This is a genomic window from Pseudomonas sp. H3_A02, assembly GCF_054671965.1.
In genome coordinates, this window is the sequence record NZ_CP162807.1 from 2058929 (window position 1) to 2071547 (window position 12619).

Here is a 12619-nt window from a genome sequence, read left to right on the forward strand (position 1 = left end):
CAACTACGCCAGAATCCGCCGGCTTGTGCGTCTTGGAGGGCGTCGGTAGTTTGAATCCTGTCACTGAGCATCAGTGATCGGGTTTAGTCGCCCGTCTCAACCTAAGGCGTACCAAGTCCCGTCGGACAGGCTGTGCTGTTCCTGTATTGATGGTGGCTGTGCGCAGGGCGCCCTCGGGCGCGCCGGGATTCTTAGGTTCACCGGTCGACTAACCTGCGCACAGCTGCCGCCCTCTCGTTTAGTCGCGAGGTGGTTGCAGCATCACTTAAGGAACCTAAGTCGATGGCAAAAATTACACCGAACCCTCCGACCGCAGATGAGCATGTATCTCGCGCTCAGTCTGCTCGTAACAATAAGCTTGATGATGCTGCCAATCGGGCGTTGGATTACTACCTGAAGCCTACGCCGAAGAGCGAAACGTCTGACAAACCCAACACCATCTTCTGTATCGCACCGGATGTTGATTCGGAATGTCTGCTTGCCAATCTCAGTGAAAACCTGGCTTCGGCGAATGCCATGATCAGTGATTTGGCGTTTGGTCTTGAGGGATCACGACGGCATTTTGCGTTGGGGATTTTGCAGGTGATTGAGGTGAGTGAACTGTTGGCGAATCGGGCTTTGGATATTGTTGAGGTGAGGTAACAAGGGGCCGCGCTTACCCCTGGTATGAAAAAAGGTCTTGCTCGGCAAGACCTTTTTTGTATCCCGAGAGACCCGAAACGACGAGCGCAAAATTGTCCAACAACCTATTGGACAATTGTCCACGTCAGCAGACATCAGTGGGGGCGGTGAGCAGCAAGCCAGCTGGGTCAATCTTCCACGAAGTAATCGCTATCCAAGTGCTTCACTTCGTAAACCTGTTTTACGTTGCAGCCGAGATTGTTTTCGACCATCAGCCGCGCCAGCTCCAGTCCATCGATCAAAACCACTTTGATATCCAGGCTCATGGCGGCCTCGCAGGCTCCATTGGAAAAGTCCGAAGTGGTAATGAACACACCCTTACGGGCTCGTTGGCGGGTGAGGGCGCCGATGAACTTATCGATTTCCGGGCGGTGTACGGTATTGGTCCAGCGCTTGGCTTGCAGGTAGATGACGTCCAGGCCGAGCTTGTCTTCCTTGATGATGCCGTCGATGCCGTCGTCGTTGGTTTGTTGCGTCGCTCGACCTGCTTCCTTGCGTGAGCCACCGTAGCCCATGGCGATCATCAGATCGACTACCAGTTGCTCGAAAAAGTTGGTGAAGCTGCACGCACCAGGGCCAGCAGTTCATCCGCCAGAGATTGCGTCAGCGCCTGGTGTGCTGCGGCCAGTTGCTCGTCGGGAGTAGCTTGTTCGACCGGTTCGCTCTGCAAGGCTAACGCTGGGTCATCGGCGGGACTGGTCGTATGGAACGCGGCGAATTCAGGGTATTGCTTGAGCCACCTAACGGTAATACGTGCCGGCCCGCTGTTCAGCGCCTCTCGACCGCGTTCAGTGATTTGCACCAGTCCCTTTGCCGGAATGCTCAGCAGCCCCGCCTTATTCAGATAGGTTCGCGCCCAACCGACTCGATTGTTAATGACTGTTTGCTTGCCGGAAGGCAGGCGTTCGCTGCGTTCCTCCTCGCTGAGCTGAAACTCGTTAGCGATGCGCTCACGTAGTTCGCTTAGAGCTAGCGGAGTATTGTCGGCGACGGTGGCCAGTATCGGTCGCATGACGCTCTGGAAATCAGGGATGGGCATAGATAACTTCCTGTTCAGTTGCCGGGGCGTATTAAAGCAGGTGCGGATCCTGGTTGTCGTGCTCCCAGACCTTCACCCTAATAGTGAGCCGGCGTTATTTGGACAGGGCGAGGGGGAGCTTGACGTCACTGTCCTCTGTCTTGGGACTGAGGACAGTGATTGTCGGAAAATTTTCGAACTGCCAATTGTGCTGGGGCCCGAGCTCTAGCGGCGGGGTAGGCTTGTCAGGAGCTCCAACAGAGAGTTGTGCAAGTACTTCTTGCACAATTACTCTCTCGAGGCAGCGTTGCTGCTTGCCCGCGATAGCATCGTACCGGCCAACATAAATGACGCTGATGCACTGCATTCGAGGTTTTACCTCACGCAGCCAAGGAACATCATTACGATGCGATAGGCCGGTTCGTAACAAGCAAGTACTCTAGGATCCGGGTCTACCTCTCCGTGCAGAAGGGCATTTCGCATTGCATAGATCGTTTCCACCAACCCGGAGAGTAGTTCGTCCGGGGTGCATTGAAACTCCATTGCGCCGATCTGCAGGCGGTCGGCTCCTCCGCGCAGCAGGTCACGCATGGGGCGGGGGTTGCAGCCGTCATAGAACTGGCGCAGGGTCGTCTGTTGCGACTCAGACAAATTCGCGCTGAAGTCGGGCAACCCATAGACCGCGTTTGGGTCATATTGTGCCTGTACGTGCTGGAGCTTCACGTTCCCATTGCGAACCGATGCCACGGTGATCTGGATGCTGCCGCCAGCGATTTTCTCTGCTTTGTATTCCTGTCCGCTACGCTCGATCCGTTCGCGATTGAAGTGCCTGGGGGCGATACAGACGCTGCGTAGTGATATCTGCTCGTTTACCCCCCTCCGTGTCACCTCGAAATGGATGCCGTCCAGGCGGATTTGTAGATCCGAGATTGCTAGTTTCACTGACTGCGCCTCAGCGGTGTCGTTGTCACTGCGCAGCAGAGCAAGGACGCCTCGACGAACAGGGTTCGGCTGTCTCTTCACCCAATCCAGCATAGCCCGCTCCTGCTGTTGCGCAGAGGCATGACGGAACCAAGCGTTGAAGGCTGCCCAAGCTTTGACGAATGGGCCGATGTAGTCGATTTCAGCGCGGTTCATCCAGTCGGTAGCGTGAGGAGGCAACGCCATCAGATCGCCCTCTCTGCTTGGTCGAGGTAGATCATGGCAGCAGGCTCTCCTTTTTCAATCGCAATTTCGACGGCGCGTTTGGCCGCCTCCAGCATTTTTCGGGCGCCTAGGCGAGCAGTAAAACCTTCCTGTACGATTTTTGTGATTTGATCCGACACGCGCTCCACTGCGTCGGGAACCGGAATTGATAGCAGCTCGCTTTCATTGAACCGGGGGTGCTGCGATCCGTCCTGACACCATTTCAGGATGGTTTGCACTGGGGCCGAGCGCAGGAAGACCATCAGCGTTTCGGGAGAAATCGTCGTGCCCTTTAACCGCAGCACTATGAATTCCGACGACCCAACTGAAGGTATGTCATCGCCAGTTCGCACTACCGCGGCCTGTTTCAGGTAGGCGCGAAGGCGCGAAATTGCAACGTCGCCGTCTTTAATCACCTTCTTCATACTGCCGATTTCGGCGGCGAAACTGATCTCCTTTTCGGCATCCAGCAGAGGAACTAGTGCGTCAGTCACGTCATAGTTGCGGACACGCATAGTTGGCGGTGCGAGGTCGGGCATCCACTGATCGCGGATGCTGTCCACCCGTTCCGACAGAGGCTGACCGGGTAGCGTTGCTAGAGATTGTCGCACTTGCTCCTTCGCGGGCATGAAATACTGGGCGTCAAATCTACCCGAGGTGAAGACATTCACCGCGCGGGCGGTGTAGGCGAGAGGTTCGGGCGGGGCCCAATCGGCTAGGCCAAGGGCTGTAAGCAGGACTGACGACGCACTATCTTGTGCCTTAAGAATTTCGCCCCTCCTGCCAAGAGACGCCTGGACGAGGTTGTGAACTCGACCAGCAAGGTCCGAACCTAAGTTCGGAACGGGAATGCGATACAAGTCATCCTTTGCGATGTATGCGACCAGAAGATTGGTTTTGAGTCGATCTTTAAGTATTGTTCCGTAACGTCCGATTAAATGTGCAATGAGTAATGAGCGCTGCCATTGGTGGTAGGTCGTTAGCTTATAGCAGGTTCCTGTAACCAGCGTTCTGGCAGGAAAGTCGTCAGGAACAACAGCGACCTTTTCAGCTTTACCTTTAACTTCAATCAATAGTTCGCCAGCTTTAATCCTTCCCTTTGGGTATCGCTCCCAGTCAGCCTCGGGCACGCACACCATGCGCTCAGTGTTAATGAATGGGGTAGTTATATCAGCACTCTGTAAGAAATAGGGGAGACCAATCGCCAGCCCTTCTTCTCGTTCAACCACTTTCGTAGTTTCGTAAACGACCCGGTATCCGTCTTTCACAAAATCGCCCAGCCGGGGTTCATCTTTTAGACGGCGGAACGCCTCTACCGCCGCTTTGACAAAAAACTCGGGATCAATTCGCTTCGTCTTGTTTTCGTCCAAGGCTTCACTCTTTCGGAGAACTGAAACCTCAAGCCCCTTCAACAGACCGCTCAAGCGGTCTTGGTCAAAGGGGCGTCCCGAAAAAACTGAGACCCTCTTTGCGGGCGAACTCATCGAATGCTTCGGCGATCCCGTCCTGGGTCAGCCCATCGTGATTGAAAAGATCATGTGATACGACGAAATGGCCGTGCGTATCGCGCATGAATGTGCCGTCGGCGTTCTTGCAATAGACTTTGCGCCCTGAGTTGTCGACGCTTTCCACCTGCTGCGTAGCAAAGAAGATGTTGTAGTCCTTAACATTCCGGCACAGCGGCCCCGCGCGTTCATCGTCATTCCATTTCTGAACGAACAGAACGCTGGTCTTGGTGCCAGTGTGCGGTTTGAAGGTGTTCGGGTGCAGCCCGACCACGGCAAGGATGCGGCAGCGGTCCATGATGAACTCGCGCAGTTGTTGGTCGGACGAGTTGTTGAACCGCCCCTGAGGCAGTACAACCGCCATGCGCCCACCGGGTTTTAGGAAGTCAAGGTTGCGCTCTATGAATAACAGGTCACGGGCAACAGCGCGTTCCAGCTTGCCGTTTTTCTTATGGGCCAATTCATAGGGTGACAGCATGTCGGACTGCTTGATATCCCCGGCGAATGGCGGATTCGCCATCAGCACATCGAAGCTGAAATTGCGGTAGTCGCTTTGGCGTGGATGTTCGCGTAGCTTACGTAGCCGCCGCCAGCCATCGCCATAGCTATCCTGCCAGTCGTCCTGCTTCGTCGTCTCGTCCCACTTGGTCCAGTCAAGCGTATTCAAGTGCAGGACGTTCGTTTCGCCGTCTCCAGCGATTAAATTTAGGCAGCGCGAGACGCGGACGCTTTTCTCGTCGAAGTCGATGGCGAACACGTTATCGCGCACATAGTCGATGCAGCGTGGTGGCTTAGCGTCCATAGTGAAGAGATGGCTTTCTTCGAGTCCCATCGCCCGCACGATCTGCCGCCAGACGTGGAACATGCTGTGCACAGTGAACCCTGCCGAGCCGCAGGCGGTGTCGATCACCGTCTCGCCCTCTTTCGGGTTCATCATCTTGACGCACATGTCGATCACCCAGCGCGGAGTGAAATACTGGCCCTTCTCACCTTTTGATGATTTGGAAACCAAGTATTCAAAGGCATCATCGATCACGTCAAGGTTGGAGTTGAACAGCTTCCATTCTTCGAGCGACCCGACGCAGACTTGGAGGTGATCGGGCGAAAGACGGATTCGTTCATCTGAGAGAAATACCCCCGGCCATTTCAGTTTGGCGTTATCAAACAAGTTCTGAATCGCGGTCTTGAGCTGAGCGGCGGTATTCTGGTTGCGAAACCGGAGGGCATTACCCAGCCGGTGCGAGGTCATCTCATCATAGAGCTTCGTGAAGATAAGCTTGAATACTTCCTCGAAGACATCGACACCAGCGTTAGCCAGCACCTCGTCTTCCATGTCCTCGATCAAGTCTCGCAGGGATCGGGCAAACTTGCCTTCCTTCACCCGCTCGTCTTCAAGATCGATAAGGGTCTGAATAGTCCACGGCTGATCGACGACCTGTTCGATGGTTTGATCCGCACGGGGCAGCTCATGGATCGGCATGAAATAGTTAGGGTTCTTGCGATGCCAGACCTCTGCCAAAATGCCGTCGCTCCACACCGCAAGGGGGGCGCCGGTCGCGTGGGCGTAGGACCTGAGCTGCTCCTTACCGTCTTTATACTTGGCCTGTTTTACTTCGATAATGATGTAAGGAACCGTCGGACGGTCAGCGTCAAAAACCACTATGTCGGCCCGCTTGGAACTGTCCCGCCCGAAGGTGATCGGATATTCGATAGCGATGCGCGACCGGGAATAGCCGAACTTATTGATCAGACGAGCAAGCCAGAGTTGGCGGGTACGTTCCTCTGATTTAAGTTGCACCTCCTTGTCGCGGACGAGGCATGCCACGTAGGGCACCTGCTTTCCTCGGCTCTCTCTCATTACCACGCGAGCATCAAGTGCGTGGGCCTCGTCTTCGGAAAATAGAACGAACTCGTTGAACTCAGCGGAAATTTTACTCATTGTATCTTTATCCCTGGTTTTCTTGATGCTGGCAGGCCACTTACATGAGGGCTTGATATTCAGGATGACGGCCGCCCGCCGTTGAACCTAAAGCTGTAATGGTTTGTGGGTCGACATACTACGCGAATCTTAACGTCGAGCGATCGGCAGTCTTGCCGCGACGGGCGTCATCAGCCCCGAGCAAGCCCCATGTCAGAAGGTGTTCCGCAAAACCTTGCATGTCGGTGTGACCTCTGAGTGCACTGATGATCCCGCACAACGTAATCCACCGGTCAGCCACGTCTCGATGTTGCGGGACTAGAGCACCACCACGGGACCAGTATCACGAGCTTTGTCGTGCGTTCGCATGCGGACGCTGCCGCCCACATTGCTGTACGTGGTCAGTACGATCACATTAATAGTCAAACTGGTGGAGCTATGCACTAGAGCTGCTGCGACGCAGATTTTTATGTCACAGAAATGAGTCGAGGTAGCGGAGGCTAACTCGACGTTTTGGTGTGGGCCAAAAGGTGCGTTTTTTGGCCTTTATTTTTGCGCGGTTTCCAGGCATTAAAAAGCCGGCTTATGGCCGGCTTCTCGTTGACTGATTCAGCTCGTTTTTGACAAACCTTACCAGCCTTCAAAACGTACATCCGGCTCTTGCGGCCGGCTGTGGGACTTGGTCAGAAAGTGATCTGCCTTGTCGGTGCGAGGCGTGGGCTCGCAAATGTGGGGCGGAGGATACGCGGGTTTGCTTTGGAATCCCAGTGGTAAGTGGTGTGGAATCATTGGGTTAGGGGGGATTCAGATAAAGAGCAGGGGGCTGCTGCGCAGCCCAGCGGGGATAAATCCCCTCGCCACAAAAAGCTCCTGCCACAGCTCCTGCCACAGCTCCTACTGCAGTTCCTGTCACAGTTTCTGGCCTTGGGTGGGTCAGTCGAACACTGACGGTCTCTGTTTGTTGAGGGTTGACCACCAGAACACCCAGCCGATCACGTGGATGTGTTGCGCGTCGATCTGTTCCGCACTGAACACCTCATCAGGATACGCAGCGCTGTTGTGGCTGCGCAGGCGCAGCCGGTTGCCGGGGATGCGGTGCAGGTATTTGATCCGCAGCATCCCGTCATGCTCAAGCGCATAGATTTGACCATCAACAATTTGGGTCAGGCCGCGGTCGATGGCGAGGGTGGAGCCGTCGGCGATGCGTTCGGCCATGCTGTCGCCGACCATGGTGATGCAGATGGCGTCGCTGGGGTTTATTTCCAGGGATTCGAGGTGGCTGCGGGGCAGGCGGATGGATTGGTCGGGGATTTCGGTGATGTGGGTTTTGGTTTCGCCGGGGGCGATGGGGACTTCCTTGTAGAAGGGCAGTTCGATGTCCGTGGGTTCCACCACGCTGTAGACGCCATCGTTTTCGGCCGCCTCATAGGTGGTGCCGGGGCCGAGGCCCAATGGGGTTTGCGGGCCTTCGCCGTGGGCGAGCCATTGCGGGCTGACGGTCAGCAGGCTGGCGATGCTGTGGATGCGCCCGGGTGGGATGCCACGGTTGAACCAGTTGTTCACGTGTTGGGATTTCACGCCGTATAACTTCGCGAAGTCGGCGGAACGGATGTTCGCTTCTTTTAGAAGGGCTCGGAAGCGGTCGCCACTGGAAAGTATTTTCATAAACGGAAAGTTTAGGGGCGACTGTGTTTTCGGCAATAAACAGGTTGTTCAAATATATAAGATGATCTTTCCGTTTTTAGGATTTGAAAGGCGCGGGCTAAACGGGTTTAAACGATGTTAATACGAACTTGTATTAAGCTCCATTAAGGCATAAAAAAACCCCGGTGAAAACCGGGGTTCTTTATTCAAATACAGCTTCAGCCTTTGTAGGCGGCAACCGACTTGGTGATCGCTTCGCGGGCGGCGTCTGCACCGGCCCAGCCTTCGATCTTGACCCACTTGCCTTTTTCGAGATCTTTGTAGTTCGCGAAGAAGTGTTCGATCTGCTGGATCAGCAGTGGCGGCAGGTCGGTGTATTCCTTCACGTCGACGTACAGTTGCGACAGTTTGTCGTGTGGCACTGCGATGACTTTGGCATCGCCGCCGCCGTCGTCGGTCATGTTCAGGATGCCGACTGGACGGGCGCGGATGACCGAGCCTGGGGCCACTGGGTATGGGGTCACGACCAGCACGTCGAGGGGGTCGCCGTCGTCGGCCAGGGTGTTGGGGATGTAACCGTAGTTGGCCGGGTAGAACATGGGGGTGGCCATGAAACGGTCAACGAACAGGCAGTCGCTGTCTTTGTCGATTTCGTATTTGATCGGGGCGTGGTTGGCCGGGATTTCGATCGCGACGTAGATGTCGTTCGGCAGGTCTTTGCCAGCCGGAATCTTGCTGTAGCTCATTGGGCGGTGCCCCCGTTAGTTGACCAAATGACTGGTCGGATTGACCAAAAAGTGGCGGCGATTATAGGCATATTCGGCCGCTGTTGCCACGTTAGCAGGGTCTTAGAGACCTTAGTATGACGCCTGATAGACCGGATCTTCGGCCTGAAGTTGCCGCAGCCGGGCCAACGGATCCTGACGGTAGAACGCCTTGAGCTGTTCATAGACCTTGGGATAGGCCTGGTGCAGCAGGTCCGGGGCGCTGAAGAAGTATTCGCTGGTGACGGCGAAGAATTCCGCCGGGTTTTCCGCGGCGTAGGGGTCAATGACGGTTTCTGCGTCGGGGTTGTGGTCCAGTTGGCGGTCGAGGTCGTCGAAGGCTTGTTGCATGGCGTCGGCCCAGTCTTTGACGCGCATGTCGGCGTGCAGCGGTGGCAGGCCGTTGGCGTCGCCGTTGAGCATGTCGAGTTTGTGCGCCAGTTCGTGGATCACCAGGTTGTAGCCGTCCCAGCCGCCGCTGGCGAGCACGCCGTCCCAGGCCAGGATGATCGGGCCCTGGGGCCAGGCTTCGCCGCTGTGTTCGCCGTCCCATTCGTGCTCGATGCCGCTGGCGTCGCGGTAGCGCTGGGGGCTGAGGAAGTCGTCGGGGTAGAGGACGATTTCGTGGAAGCCCTGATACCAGTTCAAATCGCCGAGGTGCATCAGCGGCAGTTGCGCCTGGGCGGCGAGCAGCAGGCGTTGTTCCTGGTGCAGTTCGACGCCGGGCAGGGCGGTGAGGTGTTTGTCGTGCAGGAACAGTACGCAGGCTTCCCGTAGCCACTGGTCCTCGGCGGCGCTGATGCCGTCGAGGAAGCTCAGTTGTTGGCGCACCCGCCGCCAGGTGTCCTCGGTGACGGGGTGTTTGGCGAGGGTGCGTTGGCGGCGCCAGTTGCTCAGGGACCACATGGCGATCAGCGCGGTTGGGCTTTCGAGGCGCGCTGGCTCATTTTGCTGCGCACCAGGCTGATGATCATCGGCAGCAGCGACAGCAGGATGATGCCGACGACCAGCAGCGACAGGTTCTGCTTGATGAAGGGCACGTTGCCGAAGAAGTAGCCGAGGGTCACCAGGCCGCCGACCCAGAGGACGGTGCCGAGGACGCTGAAGCCGAAGAAGCGCAGGTAGTTCATTTTGCCGACGCCGGCGACGAAGGGGGCGAAGGTGCGGATGATTGGCAGGAAGCGCGCCAGGGTCACGGTTTTGCCGCCGTGTTTGGCGTAGAAGTCGTGGGTTTGCTGCAGGTAGTCGCGGCGGAAGATCTTCGAGTTGGGGTTGCTGAAGAGTTTTTCGCCGGCGGTGCGGCCGATGAGGTAGTTAGTGCTGTCGCCGAGGATGGCCGCGAGCATCAGCAGGCCGCCCAGCAGGACGGGGTCCATGGCGCCACCGGCGGCGACGGCGCCGGCGATGAACAGCAGGGAATCGCCTGGGAGGAAGGGCATGACCACCAGGCCGGTTTCACAGAAGATCACCAGGAACAGGATGGCGTAGACCCATGTGCCGTAGTTGGTCACCAGCATGTCGAGGTAGACGTCGAGATGCAGAATGAGGTCGAGGGGGTTGAAATCCATGCATAACACCTGTGGTGGTGGCCCGACTCGGCAGGCTTGTGGGTCTGGCTTTGAGTATGGCTACAGAGTGTGTAGCTTTTTCTTACAAGCTGGGAAGAGCGGCATTATACGGTGAGGATTGTGAAGCGCGTGTTGAGTTTGTAGCTGGGGATTTCGGTGGTTCTGTGGGCAGGGGAGCACTTTGTGGGGGCGGGTTTGTTCGCGAAGATGGCGGCATGTTCAATATTGATGCGGCTGGACTACCGCTATCGCGAGCAAGCTCGCTCCCACAGGGGATTGCGGTGAGTATTAGTTTTTTGTGCATGCCTCAAAACCAGTGTGGGAGCGAGCTTGCTCGCGATGGCGGTGGAACAGTCAGTATTGATGTTGCCTGACAGACCGCTTTCGCGAGCAAGCTTTGCTCCCACGGGTCTGATAGGTGTATGAGTGGGAGAATCAGGCTGGCTGGTAGGCCGCCTTCGCGAGCAAGCTCGCTCCCACAATGGGATCGGGTACGACTGGGAGAGCCAGGCCGGCTGTCAGGCCGCCTCGCGAGCAAGCTTTGCTCCCACAGTCCTGCTCAAACAGATCTGATGGGTGTATGAGCGGGAGAGCCAGGTCGGCCGTTAGGCCGCCTCGCGGTGGACGTTGATCTTGGGGCCCCGTTAACCACGCTGGCCGAACGCAGGCATTGTGGAGTGGGCATCCCGGCATGGATGCCGGGATAGCCGCGCTGGGCCATGGATGGCCCTTCGCGGCGTGCCCACGGAGCAATGCCGGAGTGAGGGCATGCCGAGCCTAAGCGAGGCACCAAGTGGTGGGGCAGGAGCGTTTTGCTTACTTTTGCGCTTCTCAAAAGTGAGCCGCCGTCAGGGCGGAACCCTAAGCAGCCGTTACCGCAGCAACGGATATGTCCCCAACCTTCAACATTGCTCCGAACGGCTCAGATCCCCTCGCTGATCGGCAACACGTAGTTCTTGAACTCGGTGTCTTCCTTGAACCCAATCGACTCGTAGGTCTTCTGCGCCACTTCGTTGTTGCTGCTGGTGGAGACGCGCATGCGGACGGCGTTGGTTTCCTTGGCCATTTTTTTCGCGGTGCGGATCAGGTTGTCGGCCACCAGTTGGCGGCGGGCGTCTTCGGCGACGTAGATGTCGTTGAGGATCCACACGCGCTTGAGCGACAGCGACGAGAAGCTTGGGTAGAGCTGGCAGAAGCCCAGCAGCTTGTTGTCGTCGTCATCCGGCAAGGCCAGGTAGATCACCGACTCCTTGCGGCGCAGGCGTTTTTCGAGGAAGGCTCGGGACGAATCCGGGTAGGGCAGGGAGCCGTAGAATTCCCGGTATTTGACGAACAATGGGGTCAGCAGGTCCAGGTGTTCCAGGGTCGCTTGGATAATCCGCATGGTAGGTCTCGTCTGCAAAGGTCGACAGATATTCAGACAACAATGTCGCGCTGCCGTGCTTTTGATGCTGCCTGAAAGCGGATCAAAAACGCAATCGGATAAACGGATCAGTTTCGGGGCGGCGCCAGTAGGAAATTACCTTTCATATCGGCAGCGTTTTCCGAATCCAGAGTGTGAACCTGGGCTTCGTCCTTCAGATTGACCCCCGAAAGCTGGCGGCGACAGGCTTCGCGCATCAGGTAAATCAGGCGATGGGCCGCCATGCCGTAGCTCAAACCTTCGAGGCGGACATTGGAGATGCAGTTGCGATAGGCATCGGTCAGGCCGACCTTGGGGGCGTAGGTGAAATACAGCCCCAGGCTGTCGGGGGAACTGAGGCCGGGGCGTTCGCCGATCAGGATCACCGACATTTTCGCGCCGAGCCGCTGTGCCACTTCATCGGCCACGGCAACGCGGCCTTGCTCCACCAAAACTATTGGCGACACAGACCAACCGTCAGCAGCGATCTGCTCTTCCAGCCGCGCCAGGAACGGCAAGGTATGGCGATGCACCGCCAGCGCCGACAGGCCGTCAGCCACGACGATGGCCAGATCCACGCCGCCAGGGTGGGCCGCCGCGTAATCCTGCAGGACCTGCGCTGAGGCGTCGTCGAGCCGTCGGCCCAGGTCCGGGCGCTGTAGATAACTGTTGCGGTCGCTGGCTGCGCTGTGGAGCAACAGACTTTCACGGCCGCGTTCGGTTAACTGCGCACGAATGCCTTGATGATCGAACGCCAGGTGCACCGCATCGCGGGCCTGGGCGTGGGCGAACTGGAAATCCAGTTGCGCCGAGGTCGGCAGGCTGGTGCCGGTGCGGCCCAGGGCGATGCGCGCCGGAGTGAGGTTGCGCAGGTTCAGCCAAGGGTTTTGTGGATCGACAGGTTTTTTATCCATGGGCAGTTCTCTCATCCCCA

At 57.1% G+C, this 12619-nt stretch carries 12 protein-coding genes; 1 reads left to right on the top strand and 11 read right to left on the bottom strand.

All coding sequences use genetic code 11. The features are described from left to right. Nucleotides 1–282 precede the first annotated feature (282 nt). Complete coding sequence (locus AB4N80_RS08960; protein ID WP_460081587.1) at nucleotides 283–642, top strand: DUF6124 family protein; 360 nt, start codon at nucleotides 283–285, stop codon at nucleotides 640–642. Between the two features lie 167 nt (nucleotides 643–809). On the opposite strand, the gene AB4N80_RS08965 is transcribed toward AB4N80_RS08960, so the two are convergent. The 11 genes from AB4N80_RS08965 to eutC form a co-directional block, all read right to left on the bottom strand. After that, nucleotides 810–1205, bottom strand: a complete 396-nt coding sequence (locus tag AB4N80_RS08965; RefSeq protein WP_460081590.1) for a restriction endonuclease — start codon at nucleotides 1203–1205, stop codon at nucleotides 810–812. A gap of 8 nt (nucleotides 1206–1213) precedes the next feature. Further along, nucleotides 1214–1720 (bottom strand): winged helix-turn-helix domain-containing protein, encoded by a 507-nt coding sequence (locus AB4N80_RS08970; protein ID WP_460081593.1) that lies wholly within the window; start codon nucleotides 1718–1720, stop codon nucleotides 1214–1216. 354 nt (nucleotides 1721–2074) lie between these two features. Then, nucleotides 2075–2866, bottom strand: a complete 792-nt coding sequence (locus tag AB4N80_RS08975) for a hypothetical protein (RefSeq protein ID WP_460081595.1) — start codon at nucleotides 2864–2866, stop codon at nucleotides 2075–2077. Further along, nucleotides 2866–4254 carry a restriction endonuclease subunit S domain-containing protein gene (locus tag AB4N80_RS08980; protein ID WP_460081598.1) on the bottom strand — a complete coding sequence of 463 codons (1389 nt, stop codon included), beginning with the start codon at nucleotides 4252–4254 and terminating at the stop codon, nucleotides 2866–2868. The genes AB4N80_RS08975 and AB4N80_RS08980 overlap by 1 nt, the downstream gene beginning before the upstream one ends. A 64-nt stretch (nucleotides 4255–4318) precedes the next feature. Next, the gene (locus tag AB4N80_RS08985; RefSeq protein ID WP_460096094.1) at nucleotides 4319–6328 is read right to left on the bottom strand and encodes an N-6 DNA methylase; all 2010 of its coding nucleotides are present in this window, start codon (nucleotides 6326–6328) and stop codon (nucleotides 4319–4321) included. A gap of 912 nt (nucleotides 6329–7240) precedes the next feature. After that, a complete protein-coding gene (locus AB4N80_RS08990; RefSeq protein WP_460081604.1) occupies nucleotides 7241–7972 on the bottom strand; it encodes a LexA family transcriptional regulator in 732 nt (243 codons plus the stop codon). A gap of 197 nt (nucleotides 7973–8169) precedes the next feature. Further along, the gene (gene ppa, locus AB4N80_RS08995) at nucleotides 8170–8697 is read right to left on the bottom strand and encodes an inorganic diphosphatase (RefSeq protein ID WP_003205933.1); all 528 of its coding nucleotides are present in this window, start codon (nucleotides 8695–8697) and stop codon (nucleotides 8170–8172) included. Between the two features lie 111 nt (nucleotides 8698–8808). Next, a complete protein-coding gene (locus tag AB4N80_RS09000; RefSeq protein WP_460081607.1) occupies nucleotides 8809–9621 on the bottom strand; it encodes a M90 family metallopeptidase in 813 nt (270 codons plus the stop codon). 5 nt (nucleotides 9622–9626) lie between these two features. After that, entirely contained in the window at nucleotides 9627–10283 is a 657-nt protein-coding gene (locus AB4N80_RS09005; protein WP_460081610.1) for a DedA family protein, read from the bottom strand. Nucleotides 10284–11205: 922 nt separating this feature from the next. Next, nucleotides 11206–11667 carry a GNAT family N-acetyltransferase gene (locus AB4N80_RS09010; RefSeq protein WP_025569618.1) on the bottom strand — a complete coding sequence of 154 codons (462 nt, stop codon included), beginning with the start codon at nucleotides 11665–11667 and terminating at the stop codon, nucleotides 11206–11208. A gap of 107 nt (nucleotides 11668–11774) precedes the next feature. After that, nucleotides 11775–12599 carry an ethanolamine ammonia-lyase subunit EutC gene (gene eutC / locus AB4N80_RS09015; RefSeq protein ID WP_014340396.1) on the bottom strand — a complete coding sequence of 275 codons (825 nt, stop codon included), beginning with the start codon at nucleotides 12597–12599 and terminating at the stop codon, nucleotides 11775–11777. Between the last annotated feature and the right edge of the window lie 20 nt (nucleotides 12600–12619).